The organism is Nitrobacter vulgaris, assembly GCF_031453995.1.
GTDB lineage: Bacteria > Pseudomonadota > Alphaproteobacteria > Rhizobiales > Xanthobacteraceae > Nitrobacter > Nitrobacter vulgaris.
Genome location: NZ_JAVDPZ010000033.1, coordinates 21,137 through 37,885 on the forward strand (window position 1 = coordinate 21,137; position 16,749 = coordinate 37,885).

General features: G+C 55.8%; 16 protein-coding genes and 1 pseudogene. 8 read left to right on the forward strand and 9 right to left on the reverse strand.

Going from position 1 to position 16,749, the window contains the following annotated elements; genetic code table 11:
• Positions 1-66 precede the first annotated feature (66 nt).
• From GGQ85_RS16650 to GGQ85_RS16670, 5 genes are all read right to left on the reverse strand, one after another.
• The gene (locus GGQ85_RS16650; protein ID WP_309775457.1) at positions 67-549 is read right to left on the reverse strand and encodes an acyltransferase; all 483 of its coding nucleotides are present in this window, start codon (positions 547-549) and stop codon (positions 67-69) included.
• Between the two features lie 52 nt (positions 550-601).
• Complete coding sequence (locus GGQ85_RS16655; protein ID WP_309775458.1) at positions 602-2,089, reverse strand: oligosaccharide flippase family protein; 1,488 nt, start codon at positions 2,087-2,089, stop codon at positions 602-604.
• A gap of 102 nt (positions 2,090-2,191) precedes the next feature.
• Positions 2,192-3,241: a Gfo/Idh/MocA family protein gene (locus tag GGQ85_RS16660; RefSeq protein ID WP_309775459.1), complete on the reverse strand. Its 1,050-nt coding sequence runs from the start codon at positions 3,239-3,241 to the stop codon at positions 2,192-2,194.
• A 143-nt stretch (positions 3,242-3,384) separates the two neighbouring features.
• Positions 3,385-3,897 carry a glycosyltransferase gene (locus GGQ85_RS16665; RefSeq protein ID WP_309775460.1) on the reverse strand — a complete coding sequence of 171 codons (513 nt, stop codon included), beginning with the start codon at positions 3,895-3,897 and terminating at the stop codon, positions 3,385-3,387.
• Positions 3,894-4,394 carry a UDP-N-acetylglucosamine--LPS N-acetylglucosamine transferase gene (locus tag GGQ85_RS16670; protein ID WP_309775461.1) on the reverse strand — a complete coding sequence of 167 codons (501 nt, stop codon included), beginning with the start codon at positions 4,392-4,394 and terminating at the stop codon, positions 3,894-3,896. Before GGQ85_RS16670 ends, GGQ85_RS16665 begins: the two co-directional genes overlap by 4 nt.
• A gap of 328 nt (positions 4,395-4,722) precedes the next feature.
• On the opposite strand from GGQ85_RS16670, the gene GGQ85_RS16675 reads away from it, so the two are divergent.
• Both GGQ85_RS16675 and GGQ85_RS16680 read left to right on the forward strand, forming a co-directional pair.
• Positions 4,723-4,872, forward strand: a complete 150-nt coding sequence (locus GGQ85_RS16675; RefSeq protein WP_445376081.1) for a hypothetical protein — start codon at positions 4,723-4,725, stop codon at positions 4,870-4,872.
• Between the two features lie 281 nt (positions 4,873-5,153).
• Positions 5,154-6,566 (forward strand): class I SAM-dependent methyltransferase, encoded by a 1,413-nt coding sequence (locus GGQ85_RS16680; RefSeq protein WP_309775462.1) that lies wholly within the window; start codon positions 5,154-5,156, stop codon positions 6,564-6,566.
• On the opposite strand, the gene GGQ85_RS16685 is transcribed toward GGQ85_RS16680, so the two are convergent.
• Positions 6,555-6,806: a hypothetical protein gene (locus GGQ85_RS16685; protein ID WP_309775463.1), complete on the reverse strand. Its 252-nt coding sequence runs from the start codon at positions 6,804-6,806 to the stop codon at positions 6,555-6,557. The two genes, GGQ85_RS16680 and GGQ85_RS16685, sit on opposite strands and share 12 nt — an antisense overlap.
• Positions 6,807-7,353: 547 nt before the next feature.
• Here GGQ85_RS16685 and GGQ85_RS16690 point away from each other — a divergent pair.
• On the forward strand, positions 7,354-8,166 hold the full coding sequence (locus tag GGQ85_RS16690) for a 2OG-Fe(II) oxygenase (protein WP_309775464.1): 813 nt from the start codon (positions 7,354-7,356) through the stop codon (positions 8,164-8,166).
• Between the two features lie 386 nt (positions 8,167-8,552).
• Here GGQ85_RS16690 and GGQ85_RS16695 read toward each other — a convergent pair whose 3' ends face one another.
• Positions 8,553-9,833, reverse strand: a complete 1,281-nt coding sequence (locus tag GGQ85_RS16695) for a glycosyltransferase family 4 protein (RefSeq protein ID WP_309775465.1) — start codon at positions 9,831-9,833, stop codon at positions 8,553-8,555.
• 333 nt (positions 9,834-10,166) lie between these two features.
• Between GGQ85_RS16695 and GGQ85_RS16700 the strand changes: the two genes are divergently transcribed.
• Entirely contained in the window at positions 10,167-11,579 is a 1,413-nt protein-coding gene (locus tag GGQ85_RS16700) for a class I SAM-dependent methyltransferase (protein ID WP_309775462.1), read from the forward strand.
• Here the strand turns inward: GGQ85_RS16700 and GGQ85_RS16705 are convergent.
• A complete protein-coding gene (locus GGQ85_RS16705; RefSeq protein ID WP_309775463.1) occupies positions 11,568-11,819 on the reverse strand; it encodes a hypothetical protein in 252 nt (83 codons plus the stop codon). The genes GGQ85_RS16700 and GGQ85_RS16705 overlap by 12 nt on opposite strands.
• Positions 11,820-12,570: 751 nt before the next feature.
• Here GGQ85_RS16705 and GGQ85_RS16710 point away from each other — a divergent pair.
• The 4 genes from GGQ85_RS16710 to GGQ85_RS16725 all read left to right on the forward strand — a co-directional run bounded on the left by GGQ85_RS16710 (position 12,571) and on the right by GGQ85_RS16725 (position 16,019).
• Positions 12,571-13,038 carry a hypothetical protein gene (locus GGQ85_RS16710; RefSeq protein ID WP_309775466.1) on the forward strand — a complete coding sequence of 156 codons (468 nt, stop codon included), beginning with the start codon at positions 12,571-12,573 and terminating at the stop codon, positions 13,036-13,038.
• Between the two features lie 604 nt (positions 13,039-13,642).
• Positions 13,643-14,527, forward strand: a complete 885-nt coding sequence (locus GGQ85_RS16715; RefSeq protein WP_309775467.1) for a glycosyltransferase family 2 protein — start codon at positions 13,643-13,645, stop codon at positions 14,525-14,527.
• Positions 14,527-15,078, forward strand: a complete 552-nt coding sequence (locus GGQ85_RS16720; RefSeq protein ID WP_309775468.1) for an acyltransferase — start codon at positions 14,527-14,529, stop codon at positions 15,076-15,078. The genes GGQ85_RS16715 and GGQ85_RS16720 overlap by 1 nt, the downstream gene beginning before the upstream one ends.
• 2 nt (positions 15,079-15,080) lie before the next feature.
• A complete protein-coding gene (locus tag GGQ85_RS16725; protein WP_309775470.1) occupies positions 15,081-16,019 on the forward strand; it encodes a glycosyltransferase family 2 protein in 939 nt (312 codons plus the stop codon).
• Positions 16,020-16,380: 361 nt separating this feature from the next.
• Here GGQ85_RS16725 and GGQ85_RS16730 read toward each other — a convergent pair.
• A pseudogene (locus GGQ85_RS16730) lies at positions 16,381-16,656 on the reverse strand (recombinase family protein); the annotation flags it as partial.
• Positions 16,657-16,749 lie beyond the last annotated feature (93 nt).

Here is a 16,749-nt window from a genome sequence, read left to right on the forward strand (position 1 = left end):
AAATATCGGCGGTTGGGGCAGGAAGTTCCGGCAGGTTTGATTAATAGCCTGGAAAGTTTGAATTTGTCATGTCGGCTCATCGGTCCGGGATTTGACGGGCCGGGCCGGAACTCCAGCGACAATATCGCCCGGAGCCACGTCCCGGGTGACAACGGCGCCTGCACCGATAATGGCGCCATCGCCGATCGAGATGCCGCTTAAAATCGTGGCGTTGGAGCCGATCGACACCCGGCGTCCGACCCGGGTCGTTTCAACCTGCCAATCCGCGGCACCCTGCAGGCGGCCATCCTCGGTCGTGGCGCGCGGGAGCTTGTCATTGGTGAACATGACGCCGTGTCCGATGAAGGCTTCGTCTTCGATCGTGACGCCCTCACAGATAAAGGTGTGCGATGAGATCTTGCATCGCGCGCCAATCTTGGCTCCAATCTGAATCTCCACAAAGGTTCCGATGCGGGTTTCATCCCCGACGGTGCATCCATAGAGATTCACCAGATCGGGATGAAAAATGCAGACGTCGTATCCGAGTTGAACATCATCCTTAATCGGCATCGGTAGCTCCGGCTTCGATGGATCCTGAAATCCGGTTTCCCGGAGGAGTGTTCTATCGCACGGCATTGCGCCGCGCGGGTAGAATAAATCTGAGCTTCAGAGGACCGAACAATGCGCTGCCTGCCTGCTGCAGCAGTGGCAGCAAGGGGTGGCGGGCTGCAATCAATCCCAGTAACCAACATAGGGCCGACCCGAAGCAGGCGATGAGGAGTCCAACGATGGGTGTAATCAACTGGAATGCTCCGAGCGAGGCGCAGACGATGGTGGGTATCGCACTGGCGACGGTCACGAGCGCGCTTTTGGACGTCGCTCGAAGCAGATCTCTCGGTTTGATATTAAGATGCCGGCTGACAAAATGGATAGCCACGAGGGCCTGCAGCGGCAGAGTCAAGAGCGCGGATGCCGCGACCGCTTCAATGCTGATGAACGAGGCAGCAAAAATCAGAAGCAGGGATGGTGGCAGCGAAATGCATGAGGATATGAGCGCATCGCGTACATGCCCCACCGCGACCAGGACCGGATAAGTGAGGCAGGCGGCGAACAGAGCAAGATTTGCAACGCACAGAAGCTGCACCAGCGGGATGATCTCGAGCCATGTCGGGCCCAGCCAGACCAGGATGATTGGATGGGCCAAGATGGCAAGAAATGTAAGGGCGGGCCACTGGACGGCGCTCAGAAGTGTCACCGAATCGAGGTAGATCTTGCGAAGGCCTATTCCTGCTCTGTTTTCGGCGAAGATCGCCGGCATGATGACCGGTCCCAGCACCTGGCCGACCAGCTTGTCAAAGACTTGCGTCACCCCGATCGCGCGGCTGTAGAGTCCGACGGCAGTGAAATCGAGTATGCGGCCAAGAAACAGTTGCGGCGATAAATTGTAGAAAACGTTCATCAGGCCGACGCCACCCGAATACATCCCGAACTTGAGGACGTCCGAACAGTTCGAAAGCGACGGTTTGAAAATTCGAATGTTGTGTGACGTGGCCAGCAACAGAATTGTCAGAACAAGATTGATGGCGACCCCGCCCCATATGGGAGCCATGAAGCTGAAATTCAGGACCCCGAGCAAGATAGATACTGCTGCTCCGACGAAATTCGCAATAAGATTGCAGAGTGCAAGCTTCCCGAACGCCATTTCCCGCCGTAGCAAGGCGGAAATCACAACCGAGAACGGTGTCAGAAGGAAGTTCAGGGCCGCGACAGCCATCCCGATATCGAGGCCGCTTTGCTTGAAGAGCACGACAAAAGCTTTGCCGAAAAGGACAAGCATCAGCGCAAGGAACAACGAGATGCAGAAAGTGACGGTAAAAGCCGTGCGGGTGTCCGATTCCGTAAGGTCCTGCTTCTGAATGAGATAGTTAGCGCCGCCGAATTCCTGGAACGAAGCCGCAATAATCGCAACGACCGCGTTCACGACCGCGTAGATACCGAATTCCGCCGGCGTCAGCAGCCGTGAAAGGATCGCGGTCGAGATAAAAAACAGCAGCAGGCCGCCATACCGCTCAATCGCGGAAAAGAAGATCGAGCGTTGAACAGATCCCATGGCGGATTACATCATCTTACGATCTAAAGAATGAGAGGCGTTCCCGTTCAATCGAACATGATTCGCGTAAAGAAAAATACGCTAGATTAAAACCACGGCACCCTAGACGCGCTCCCGAACTCTGATGGGTTGTCCAAGCCGGACCGGGCGGCCTTGTTCGATGATTGATCGCGACGCGGCTTCGAGAATTTCGACCACGTGCAATCCAGACGCTGCGCTCGAAATCGGCACCTTGTTGTTGATTACGCAATCGGCGAAATGTTCGATTTCGGTTTGCAACGCTTCCTTGGTGGAGATATGGGGGGCTCTCATGTCGCCCGCGCGATATCCGATCTTGAGCTGATGAGCATTTTCGGGCGACGGGTTCAAGGTGATACCCTTATCGTAAACCTTGATCTTCTCGGTCGGCTCGACATCGTCATAAACGATCATGCTGCGGCTTCCGCCAATGAAGGTTTGACGCACCTTGATGGGTGAGAGCCAGTTGACGCTGATGTGGGCGACGCACTTGGACTCAAAGAACAGTGTGATGTGCGCCATATTCTCAGGCGATCCGGCGACATGGCAGGAGCCGGTTGCGGAAACCGAAACCGGCTTTTCCTTGAGGATGTAGTTGATAATCGAAATGTCGTGAACGGCGAGATCCCAGATCACATTAACATCGCTTTGGAACAGACCAAGGCTCGAGCGGATGCTGTCGTAGTAGTAGATTTCACCCAGGCTGTCGGTGTGGATGAGCTCGCGAATCTTCTGGACCGCCGGCGTATACAGGAACGTGTGATCCACCATCAGGATCAGATTGCGGCGGTCCGCTTCGTCAATCAGGCGGCGGACCTGTTTCGTCGTTGGAGCTAATGGCTTCTCGACGAAGACGTGTTTCCCGGCCTTCAATGCAGCCAGCGCCAGATCGTAATGGGTGTGGGTCGGTGTCGCGATCGCGACCGCATCGATCCTCGGGTTTGTCAGCAGTTCGCAGAAATCCGAAGTCGTCGTGATACTCGGATTGAGCCGCTGGCTCGTTGCGAGCTTGCCAGGATCCAGGTCGCATATGCTGACCACATGGGTCGATGTGCCGTTCGAAAAATTTCGGACGAGATTAGGGCCCCAATATCCGTAACCGATAACGCCAATACCTAGTTGTCTGTTGGTCATGTTTTACCCGTCACATCGAAATCCCCATGGCGCACTTGCGCAAAAAGCAAGTTGTGCACAGAAGACAATTTTACGATCGTTTCAGTGCCCGGCCGGCTTCGAAAGCCGGTACGTGGGGCATCCTTCGCATTCTGCTTGGCGAGTCAGGCTGAGACATCCTTGTCATCAAACCGAACGTTCTTTGCTTCAATAAACATCCGAATGGTGCGGATCAGATTCGGAGACGCCTCGGAGCTAAGTCGCTCTGAGGAAGTCGGATTCTGGAGTTGATCGAGCTTTTCATGGAGTTCCTTTTGATCCATCGCAGTGAGAATGCGGCCTTGCTCAGAGAGGCGTCGCGCGGTCGCAATCTGATGATCGTTGCGATGCTCGCCGAGATCGGCGCGGCGCGGCATCACGAGAATCCTCTTGCCGAGTTCGAGGGCAGTGATGATCGACCCCATTCCGGCATGAGCGACGATCAGGTTGGCAACTTCGGCATGTTGTCTGAATTCATCCGCGCCGATGAATGGCGCGGAGCGGATATGCTCGGGACGAAAGTCGGAGGGGCCGGTCTGGGCAAAGATGTCTGCGCCTCCGCGTCTACCGGCCCATTCGTCGATTGCCCGGATCAGGCGATCAAAGCGTCCTTGCGTGCCGACAGTGACAAAAATCATAGCACGGAGCCCACGTAGTATGGGCCGCCGGCTTTCGCCAAATCCGGCCATTGGGTTAACCACAGATCTGCGCAGCGGCCGATCCGATGGCCGGATACCGACAGTCGGTCGACATTCGCGATGCTGTCCAGCCAGATTGTTCTGGCCCCCATGAGGTGGCCCAGGCGTAGGGCGAAATAGCCGGGTGCGGCGCCGGTCGAGACGACGATATCGGGTCGCTCGGTCAAGATAATCCAGGCCACTTCGGCTGCTGTCTTGAGAAGGCGGAATTTGGTCGAGAGATTGGAGTCGGTCACGGTCAAAAATCGACGGCCGTTCACCTGAGATCGATAGGACTCGTGGGTCGTCACAAAGGTCACATCGCAGTCCTGGAATGCTGGGCCGATGCGGAGGAGTTGAATCCAGTGACCCCCGCCCGAGGCAACCGCCAGCAGCTTGTAGCGTGCGGCTTTGGGAGGCCGAACAACAGAAGTGCCTGGGCGAGCCAGTTCGGTCATATAGCAGCTCGATAAGTGCTTAAAAAAGTTAAACAAACAATAGCTATTCTGAACGAACAATAATAAAATGCGTCGACATAATCAATATAAATATGTTCTTGGAAATAAGTGGAATTTTTAAGTGGTTAAAATGGTGCCGGAATCTGTCTGTCTGAATTAAAGTGATTCCAACTGTTGGCTTGATGTTGCTTTGTGAAAGTTAACGCAAGAGTCTGCGTATTCTGACGTTGCCGTCAGGGAACCGACCAAATCAAGATTGGCTGTGACCTCTCCTCCAAAATGAGCCATCGCCTGAACGGAGACGGAGATGAGGCAGTCGATCTTGTGAGTGCACGAGGCAGGGTCGAAGACGGGGACTTATTGCCGCAAACAGGGCATCAGTAGCGCGACGTTCGACAAGTGGAAGGCGGGTATGGTGGTCTGGATGCATGTGTCCGAGGCCCGTCGTCTGAAGGTTCTGATCGACGAGAATGCCTGAAGAAGCTGCTGGCCGAGGCGATGGTCGCCCGCCGGACGGCTTCAGGCTTCTTGCCATATTTACGTTGACTATTAAAAATATAAAATCTTGTCGTTTTCTGCCGGGGAAGTCATCTATTTTGTATGAAATAAAATACAGATAATGAACGGATGTGTGGGAGAATGTGCGTTGAATCGAAGGACCGTTTCCGTGGCAAGGACGCGACAATGCATGCGCCTTATCAGCTTTCGACGCTGCCGGAGTTCCAGATGAACGCCCAAGGCGGACGGCTTAGCGTGCTCGTGGCGCTGGCAAGCTACGGCACGTCCAACAACCGCCACTTGGAGCGGTTGATCCGTGAATACAGGTCTATGGCGTTGGACGTCGATATCGTCATCCTATCGAACATCGACAAGAAGTCCACGCCGGGGGTTGAATGTCGGGTCGGCCTTCCAAGCAGGGATCCGTGGTCCTTGCCATTCGCGCATAAGAAGCTGTTTGCGGAGCGTGCCGATCAGCACGATTTGTTCATCTATTCCGAGGACGACATCCTAATAACCGAACGGCAGTTGCGAGCCTTTCTGGAAGTAACGGCTGTTCTGCCAGATGACGAAGTTGCCGGTTTCATCCGCATGGAAAAGAGTTCGGACGGCAGCATTAGCTATCCAGACATGCACGATGAGTATCATTGGGATGTGGGGTCTTTGAGGTCGAGGGAAAATTATACTCTTGCAAGTTTTACCAATGAGCATGCGGCCTGTTATGTGCTCACGCAAAATCAACTGAGAAAGGCCATCAAGTCGGGCGGCTTCCTGGTTGAGCCTTACGAGTGGAAGCACGACTTGCTCTGTACTGCCGCAACCGACCCTTACATCCAATGCGGTTTCACTAAGCTGATCCCCATATCAGATTTTGATAACTTTACTGTTCATCACCTGTCCAACAAGTACGCAGGCAAGGTTGGAGTTGATGAAGCAGAAATGCGCGCGCAGATCGATGCCATGATGCAACTTTCTGAGAGTGCAGGTGCAACCCGGCCGCTGTTCAACACGGAAACTAAGCTTTGGCGTCGTATGTATTCCAAGAATTATTACGACCGGGTCAGTCAGGAGGTAATTTCCATGATTCCTCCCGAAGCGCGCACGGTTCTTTCGGTCGGGTGTGGCTCAGGTGCGACCGAATGTCGGCTGAAGGAGAGAGGTCTGCGAGTCCTGGCAATACCACTGGATCCGGTTGTGTGCGGGAGCGCGGCAGAACGAGGTGTCGAAATGGTATTCGGCGATTTCCACGACGCCAAGGAGAAGCTCGGTAACCAGGCTGTCGACTGCGTCTTGCTCTCGAATGTGCTCCACCTAATTCCCGACCCGGTCGAAGTCCTGTCCCTGTTTCGCGGCAGCATGACCGAAAAGTCGGTGATGATCATCGAGGCGCCGAACATGCGTTGCGTGTCGGAGGCCTGGAGGAGAGTCCGCTATGCGCATCGGTATCGCGGGTTGGGAAACTACGACCTGTCGGGTACCCATTACAGCAGTTTAGCGAAAGTCCGTGATTGGTGCAGCAGATCCGGCTTAACGGTATGTGGCACTAGAGGTACGCTTCACCGCCGTGCCGAATTTCTCCGCGGCCTTTCGTCAGGATTTGCTGAACTAATGATGTCACCCAGCTTCGTCAGCGTGGTCAAGCGCGGGGACGCCGCCGGAATCTCAGATCGCTAATTGCAGGCGAGACATTAGCGTCCGCACTTCCGAAACTTGCTCTTTCGTCGCTTTCTGCAGTCCGCGCTGTTGCGCTTGTTGGTAAGTGAATAGATGAGTCACCACCAAACTTTCGATAACCATGCAGGGCGGCGGATCACATTCGCCACGATCGGCGATGCTAGCGAGGTGCGGTTCTGGTCCGGAACCCCTTTTCACGTGTCGAAATCGCTCGCGAGTGAAGGCAACGATGTCGTTCATGTCGGTCCTCTGAACGCGCCGATCCTGCCTCTCTATAAGACTTATGCAAGGCTTAGCCGTACCTTTCGTCGCGGAGGCTTTCTCCAGTTCATGCGGGGCCTGTCGTTGCGCAGTATGCAGCGGCTGCCTCGCGGAAGATCCGGTCCGTTTCGCCAGATATCGTTTTTGCGCCAACCGGATCCACCTTTGCTTGGAGTGTCCCGGACGGCATTCCTCTTAATGTACGCCTCGGACGCGACCTGCCGGCTGGTGGAGAACTACCATTCCAATTACCGCAACCTGTCACGCGCCGCTCGGGAGGTCGCTGAGCGCTTGGAACGAGACACGATCTCGCGCGCGGATTTGGTGCTTTACCCGTCAGATTGGGCAAAAGCAACGGCAAGCGCCGCGCAAAGGAGAAAGTTCTTCATTTAGCGATGCTTTCGGCTATTTCTGGCTTGCAGAGCCCGGCCAGCGTCGGGTAACGTTAAGTTCAACGGTCCGTTGAACCGGATGGGAGAACGGGTAGACGTATTTAGACCAGCGTAATTTCCGGTGAGGTTAGATTATGTTGCGGCCGTTAGATCGCGAACAACTTCGACAGGAGTTTGCCACCGCCAAGCCGTTCCCTTTTGTGAAGATTGAAAACTTCTTGGAGCCATCTGCGGCCCGGGAAATTGCAGCTTCGTACCCGTCGTTTGATGAGGCATTAGGTCAGGGGCGTACGTTCACTACCGTTAACGAGCGTAAAAAAGTACAGATCACCAAGCCTGACCTTTTCCCGGCACCGGTTGCACGTCTGAACGATCTACTAGCTTCCCCGCAATTCCTATCCGACCTATCCTTCATCACAGCAATGCCAAATCTGCTTGCAGATGCGGAATTGGTTGGCGGCGGAATGCATATTACCGGACCCGGAGGTCGGCTCGATGTTCATATTGACTTTAATTACATGGAAGACCGCAAGCTTCACCGGCGCCTTAATCTTTTGCTCTATTTGAATCCGACATGGGAGGAAATGTGGGGAGGCGACATTCAGTTTTGGGACAAGGACGTGAAACACTGCGAGGCGTCATTCACGCCTTCTTTTAATCGTTGCGTGATTTTCGAGACCAACGAGATTAGCAATCACGGCGTCGTCCCAGTTTCGCCTTCGGCCCCAATTCCGCGCCAGTCTTTCGCAGCCTACTACTACACCCGCGAGGCCCCGTCGCATTGGACCGGTGTAGTCCACAGTACAATCTTCAAGGCACGACCAGATGAGCAGGCAAAGGGCCTTTTTTTGATCCCGGCCCAGGCCGCAAAACGAAGACTTAAATCAGGGGTCAAAGCGATCAAAGTGGGAATCAAGGGGTTGGTCGGTCGGTCGCACTCAGGGTAAAGCGAAAGCTTTCGACTCAGGCTTTAGGAAAGCCGGGGACTTCAAAACCAAAGAAAGCTACGGCGTTATCCAGAGGCCAACGGCGCCTATGGAATGGTCCGCGCTGCTGAATCATGCAGTTGAAGTTCTCACACCTGATCTACTGACCGAGTTGCCTTTGTGAGAGACCTCTGGGGGCACTCCCCCAGTCACAACGGCAAGAAATGTTCAAGGGATGGGTGGGGAAAGTTGAGAAACGGGCACGCGCTTCGTCCGAGCGCCGGCACAGTCTACGTCAGTCCGAGCTCGCTCAGGATCATGCGATCCTGCTGCCGATCTACGCACAGATGACCGAAGACGATCAGGTTCGCGTCGCCGATGCGTTGAGGGCGGAGCTAAGCTGACAGCTATGCAATCTGCCGCTCTTCTTTATCCTTGTTACCTTTTTCGAGAACTGCCGCGATGAGCTCGCGAGCATTCTGGTCGTCGGTTGCTGCTGTTCCAGCCCATTTGCGGTATTTGCGCCGAAGCTTGTAGCCACCCACCCCGGCGGCGACCTGAATGGCTTCGGGCAGCAGGCGCCGGAATGGGACGGGGTTCCGGATTGCCCAGACGTAGGTGTTTTCGATGATTTCGGCGGCATGGCTCAGGCTAAAGCGCTGTTCCGCAAGCTCGCGGCCGAAATGGCCCAGTTCGCGACGTATGCCGGGCGAATTGACGAGGCGTTGAAGCGCCGCATAGAGCGCAGGCACTCCCGTTCCGAGTGAACCGGCGCCAAGTCCATACCAGCCTTGCCGGAGAAACGTCGGCGCACTCTCGGACGTCAGCAACTCGCTGAAGCCAGCCTCGCCAACCACCACGAGCGGCTTTGCGAACGCCATTCCTCGCAATGCCGAACCGCCCTGCCCGACCAACACGTCCGCGGCCGCATAGGCGGGCCTTGGGTCGGCCATCTCACCGGCGAGAAGCACGACGTCGTATCCCGCGGCCGCATTGGCGTCCGCGGCATGTCTGGCGACCTCGTCCCGCGCCGGGCCGTCTCCCACGATCACGAGCCGCACCGGTCTGCCCGCGACTGCCAGGTCGCGAACCGCGTTGCATGTGGTCAGCAAGCCCTGGAGCTTGAGATCCGGGACTAGCCGGCAAATCATCGCAACGACGACTTCATCCGGCCGGATCCTAAGACGGGAGCGAAAGCTGCTGCCATTGACCGAGGGATTATCGGCCCGCGTATCCACGGGCGGCTCTAGCAGCTCGACGCACTGGTAGCCGGAAGCAATTGCGGCTCGGCGGATGAGTTCGGTCCCGACTGTCAGCGGCAGGCTGCGTGGCAGGAAGGGGGCCACCGACATCGACATGATCGTGCCGACAACAGGCGTGCGATAAATGAGCGTTCCGCCGAGGAAAGCCTCTATGATCGGCGGCCATTCGTGGCCGTGCACCACGTCGATCTTTCGCCGCCTTACCAGTTCACTGACGATGCTGCTCACCCTCGGAGACGGCCGACTCCGACGCAACGGGAGTTCGACGTGTTCGAGATCCAGCTTGCAGACCCGTTCCACCAGCGGACCTGGCTCCGACAGTACGATGACCTCGTGACCCCGGTCGCGGATTGCCCCCGCCAACTGGATGGCGTTGATCTGCGATCCCCCAAGTTCCATGGAATGCGGATAGACAAGTACCTTCACGGCTTTCGCTCCTTAACGCGAGAACGGTAGTTGGCTAGCCAACACGCCGCCCGCGGTGTCAATGCACACAGCGGAGGAGCCCGCCGGACGGCTTCAGGCTTCTTGCCATATTTACGTTGACTATTAAAAATATAAAATCTTGTCGTTTTCTGCCGGGGAAGTCATCTATTTTGTATGAAATAAAATACAGATAATGAACGGATGTGTGGGAGAATGTGCGTTGAATCGAAGGACCGTTTCCGTGGCAAGGACGCGACAATGCATGCGCCTTATCAGCTTTCGACGCTGCCGGAGTTCCAGATGAACGCCCAAGGCGGACGGCTTAGCGTGCTCGTGGCGCTGGCAAGCTACGGCACGTCCAACAACCGCCACTTGGAGCGGTTGATCCGTGAATACAGGTCTATGGCGTTGGACGTCGATATCGTCATCCTATCGAACATCGACAAGAAGTCCACGCCGGGGGTTGAATGTCGGGTCGGCCTTCCAAGCAGGGATCCGTGGTCCTTGCCATTCGCGCATAAGAAGCTGTTTGCGGAGCGTGCCGATCAGCACGATTTGTTCATCTATTCCGAGGACGACATCCTAATAACCGAACGGCAGTTGCGAGCCTTTCTGGAAGTAACGGCTGTTCTGCCAGATGACGAAGTTGCCGGTTTCATCCGCATGGAAAAGAGTTCGGACGGCAGCATTAGCTATCCAGACATGCACGATGAGTATCATTGGGATGTGGGGTCTTTGAGGTCGAGGGAAAATTATACTCTTGCAAGTTTTACCAATGAGCATGCGGCCTGTTATGTGCTCACGCAAAATCAACTGAGAAAGGCCATCAAGTCGGGCGGCTTCCTGGTTGAGCCTTACGAGTGGAAGCACGACTTGCTCTGTACTGCCGCAACCGACCCTTACATCCAATGCGGTTTCACTAAGCTGATCCCCATATCAGATTTTGATAACTTTACTGTTCATCACCTGTCCAACAAGTACGCAGGCAAGGTTGGAGTTGATGAAGCAGAAATGCGCGCGCAGATCGATGCCATGATGCAACTTTCTGAGAGTGCAGGTGCAACCCGGCCGCTGTTCAACACGGAAACTAAGCTTTGGCGTCGTATGTATTCCAAGAATTATTACGACCGGGTCAGTCAGGAGGTAATTTCCATGATTCCTCCCGAAGCGCGCACGGTTCTTTCGGTCGGGTGTGGCTCAGGTGCGACCGAATGTCGGCTGAAGGAGAGAGGTCTGCGAGTCCTGGCAATACCACTGGATCCGGTTGTGTGCGGGAGCGCGGCAGAACGAGGTGTCGAAATGGTATTCGGCGATTTCCACGACGCCAAGGAGAAGCTCGGTAACCAGGCTGTCGACTGCGTCTTGCTCTCGAATGTGCTCCACCTAATTCCCGACCCGGTCGAAGTCCTGTCCCTGTTTCGCGGCAGCATGACCGAAAAGTCGGTGATGATCATCGAGGCGCCGAACATGCGTTGCGTGTCGGAGGCCTGGAGGAGAGTCCGCTATGCGCATCGGTATCGCGGGTTGGGAAACTACGACCTGTCGGGTACCCATTACAGCAGTTTAGCGAAAGTCCGTGATTGGTGCAGCAGATCCGGCTTAACGGTATGTGGCACTAGAGGTACGCTTCACCGCCGTGCCGAATTTCTCCGCGGCCTTTCGTCAGGATTTGCTGAACTAATGATGTCACCCAGCTTCGTCAGCGTGGTCAAGCGCGGGGACGCCGCCGGAATCTCAGATCGCTAATTGCAGGCGAGACATTAGCGTCCGCACTTCCGAAACTTGCTCTTTCGTCGCTTTCTGCAGTCCGCGCTGTTGCGCTTGTTGGTAAGTGAATAGATGAGTCACCACCAAACTTTCGATAACCATGCAGGGCGGCGGATCACATTCGCCACGATCGGCGATGCTAGCGAGGTGCGGTTCTGGTCCGGAACCCCTTTTCACGTGTCGAAATCGCTCGCGAGTGAAGGCAACGATGTCGTTCATGTCGGTCCTCTGAACGCGCCGATCCTGCCTCTCTATAAGACTTATGCAAGCCTTAGCCGTACCTTTCGTCGCGGAGGCTTTCTCCAGTTCATGCGGGGCCTGTCGTTGCGCAGTATGCAGCGGCTGCCTCGCGGAAGATCCGGTCCGTTTCGCCAGATATCGTTTTTGCGCCAACCGGATCCACCTTTGCTTGGAGTGTCCCGGACGGCATTCCTCTTAATGTACGCCTCGGACGCGACCTGCCGGCTGGTGGAGAACTACCATTCCAATTACCGCAACCTGTCACGCGCCGCTCGGGATTGCGACGTAATTGATCTGCGCGGCCGAAGCCAAGGCGCCGGGCTCAATAACGCTGGCGCGAGCCTTCGGCCTGCGATTAACGAGCTATGCCGGGCGTCCGCCTCTCATCGCGCTCAGGTGCCGTACGTGGAGCTTGGCGTTGGCCGTCGGTTTCTGGCTTCAAAGAGCGGCATATATGCGACGGCGTGATTTCATTGCGTCCGTTGCCGCTGTATCTGTGTTGCCGCGGGCCGCCTGGTCAAACCAAAAGACATCCGAGGGAGCGTCAGATCCTGCGTCTGCCGACAATATCCCGCTCAGCTATGATGACGCCCGGTTCAGCGGCAATTCTGCGTCAAGCGCTTTATGGTTGGCTTCAGATGGAATAGTCGCTAACAAAAGTATCACGCAGACCGGTAGGATCGCATCGATTGTGACGCGTGACGGTGCAAGCATCAAAACCTGTCGGATTATGTCGAGAGAATGCGTTCGTATCGGCGGTAGCGGCTCGTTCCTGATCGATAATTGCTTCCTGGAAGCACTTGGTGTCGGGTCAGACCATGCTGACGTGATCCAGGCGTATTCGCCGGGAGCCAGGGGGACACTTAAGGTGTCCAATACTGCGATCGTCACGCACGACGTAGCGGCAAACGTTGGTCTATTCATCGCGGATAATTGGACCGGAACTATCGACCTGCAGAACGTCGTTTTCATCGGAGGTGGCGTAAACTACGGTCTCCGCATCCATCCCGATTCTGGCGGAGATAATATCATCAGGCTAAAGAACGTGTTCTTCATTTCTCCATTTCGGTACGAGCCGTATCTTTTCGGAGATCATGGTGGACACAGGAACTTCATCCAGCTTTGGGATAACGTGCGCATGGGAACGATCGCGAATGGCAAACTGGCCCCGGGACCGGCCATTCCGAAACCTTTTTGACTTCGGAAACACGCTTCATGAATTTCAGAACGTGACCACTCTTGTTTGCGCGGCTTGATCTCGCCAGACTTGCGTCGATGGGGGCGTCGTGGCCTGCTGCCGTACCCAGCGCATGTCGCTTCGCAGCGACACCAAGCGTTCCACCCCTTTCATTCGTAGCTAGACCCGCATCAGCATTTCGTTGGAGCCGATCGCCGCATCGGCCAACTTCCAACGCATGCGAGGGGCTCGAGCGCGCAAAAAAATGCAGGTACGTAGTCGAACCGTGACTAGGATGTCATTCAAGCGGGCGATCCCACCTGACCCGATTGCGAAGTGCAGGCTTCCAGGGATGCCCTGTCGTGGAAGCTTGCTTTTCGTGATCTTGACACCGTGTTTTAGCACTGGAACAAACGTCGGTGATCGGTGCCGAACTGGGGCCAGAGCCATTCCGTCCTTAGGTTGGTTCGGTGCGCATCCGGTAGTAACCTAGCTCGTATTATTTTATCGTATTTGACGACCGGCAAGGTATACTGATGATATATTATCAACGCCCTTGGTAGATATTTTTATTGCAGGTCCGGGCTTCGCTCGCGTCGAAACTATGGCAGATTGCGCTGACAAAATGTCTGAGCCATTACCCGCCTTTAGCGTCGTCATCCCTGCACATAACGAAGAGAATGTTTTGGCGCGGTGCCTGGACACTTTGCTGGCGGACTTCAAATCGAGCGGTCTGGAGATCGTGGTCGCCGCCAACGGCTGCACTGATCGCACAGTCGAAATCGCAAGAAGCTACGGCGATGAGATTCGCGTCGTTGAAATTCTCGAAGCCTCGAAGCACGCCGCATTGAATGCGGGCGATCAAGCGGCGTCGGTCTTTCCGCGCGTTTACTTGGACGCAGATATTACAGTAAGTGCTGCGGCGATCCGATCCGTGATAGATGAAATGGGACGTACAGGCGCGTTGGTGGGAGCGCCGCGAGCTGTGATCGATTTGGACGGATCCTCGACCATTGTTCGATCGTTTTATCGTGTCTGGTGTGAGACGCCTTGGTTCACCGATAATCTTGTGGGGTCCGGGATATACGTGCTATCCGCCACTGGACACGCGCGCGTCGGCGCATTTCCAGCTATAACCAACGATGACCAGTACGTGCACGACCTGTTTGAGGTTCACGAACGGGTAACGTCAAATGCTTTCCACTTTCTTGTACGCCCGCCGCGCACGGTCGAGGGACTGATAAAACGGCGCACGCGCACGCTCGTCGGCCAGCGTGAAATGGACAGGCGTTTCGGACGGCTCCCCGGCCGGGCCCGCCAGATTTCCTTGATGGAATTGCTTCGTCGACGACGCATAAACGTCTGGGATCTGATGGTTTATGCTTTCATCGCGAAGATGGCTGCATTTGCTGCGGATCGGAAAGAGCAGCGAGGCGATGGCGGCTGGGAGCGAGACGAAACCAGCCGTACGGCTCCGTCAGCCATGCGTGGACAGAAGGAGAGTAGCTGATGCCAAGCATGCTCGGAAAACTTGGCAACGGCATAGCGTCCATAATGGACCCACTCACGTGGCTGCATTCTCTGCGTATCCTCCACTTCTATAGCTACAAGCATGTGCGCGAGAAGCGTAAGATCAAGATGGGCCGCGACCAGGTCTTCGCACCAAATGTGTCGATAGCGAATGGAGAAAGAATTACACTGGGACATCGTTGCCACGTGGGAGAGCGTGTTTGCCTCTGGGCTGGAAACGAGACTGGTCGCATAACACTTGGCGATGATGTCATGATTGGCCCCAACACTGTTGTGACGGCGTCCGACTACGGTTTGGTGGAGGGGACACCTCCTGTTTTCCAACCGAAGAACGAACGCGACATCGTGATACGCGACGGCGTCTGGATCGGTGCCAACGCCGTTATTACCGCCGGGGTTACGATAGAGAAGGGCTGCATCGTGGGAGCTGGATCGGTCGTTACGCGCGACTTGCCGGCAAACATGATCTGCGCTGGTGCACCAGCCCGAGCAATAAAGCCGCGTCCGAAGCGTACAGGATCGTCCACTTGATTATGCAACCCGCAGACGTCGCCATCCTCATTGTCTCTTACAACACCGAGGTGTTGCTCAAGGAATGCCTCCGGACTGTGTACGAACAGCGCGGCAACCTTCAACAGCAAGTGATCGTGGTTGACAACAACTCGACCGACCGTTCAGTCGACATGATCCGCGCCGACTTTCCTGAAGTTGAGCTGATCGATGCGAAGAAAAATCTGGGTTTTGCGCGAGGCGTCAACCTGGCCGCGACGCGGGCGAACGCAGAATTCCTGCTCTTGCTAAATCCAGATACAGTCGTACTTGACCGGGCACTTGAGCACTTGGTGGAATTTGCCCGATCGCGCCCGGGCCACGGGCTGTACGGAGGGCGGGCGCTGAAGCGCGACAGTTCGCTTGAACTGTCATCCTGCTGGGCGCTTCCTACTATTTGGAGCATGACCTGCTTTGCTCTCGGGTTAAGCACGGCCTTTCGTCACTCGCGATGGTTCGACCCTGAGTCAATGGGCGATTGGCGTCGAGATACTGTGCGGGAAGTCGGCATCATTACCGGCTGCCTTCTCCTTGTGCCTCGCGATGCCTGGATTAAGCTCGGCGGCTTCGACGAACGTTATTTCATGTACGGTGAGGACGCCGATTTTGCCTTCCGCGCAAGGCAAGCCGGATTTAGCCCAATCATCTGTCCCGAGGCCTGTATCGTCCACGATGTTGGCAAGGCATCCGCGACGCGAGCGGACAAGCTCCTTCTCCTTTTCAAGGGCAAGGCCACTTTCGTCCGCGACCATTTTGACGGATGGCGCCAACGGCTCCTTCTATTTGAGCTTCTAGTGGGCGTCGGTCTTCGGGCGCTGCTTGCACGAATGGAATTGAGGTCGGATCGTTCGGAACGTGACGGCTGGGGGAGGATTTGGAACGAGCGCCATCGTTGGATCAAGGGCTATCCAGATCTGAAGTAGTGGCGAACCTGGTGGAGCGAAAGATCGAGACGGGATCACGAGTACGCCGATGACGACGGCACGCGCCACGGCATCGTCTATGATCCTCTGTTGTGCATCTGATACGGTGCATTAGAACTCCGAATTGCGCCGAGCCTGCTGCTCGGCGGGCTTCGTTGAAGATGGTCAGCGCCTTGAACCGGGCTAGGTAGTTTGGATTTTCGCGAACTCCCGGTCGGCAAGCTCTGTTAGCCAGGCGTAGCCGCAGGTACACGGCGGCCGCAGAGGGCGGCGCACGTCACTCTCAAGATGCTGGTCCTCGATAGAATCCAAACGCATCCACTGTTAGCCAAATCCCAGCCTGGCTGCCTGCGAGTAGCGCCAGGACGCCAAGCTCGAACTCGCTGATGCTGCCCTTCATGCCGAGCAGTAATCGATCACTGGGGCGCGAAGGGTCGTAGACGCCGTCAGATCAATCACGCGCGCTTCAACAAGGCCACACAGCTCCACCTGATGATGCCAATCACGGCCATTACGAGACGAGGCGGGAAGCGTCGAAGCACAAGACCACGCCGACATCACCTGCGCACAGCCATGCAACGAGCCGATCAAAGCCTGGTCGCTCACTCATACCGCTGGCGGAGTGGCCAAGATCATCGTAAGCGGTGTTCTGTTTCCACCTTCCGGATGTTGTTGTGATCTGCGAGTCTGCGGTCTGGTTTGACCGTTAGGCTTAGAATGGGCACTGAAC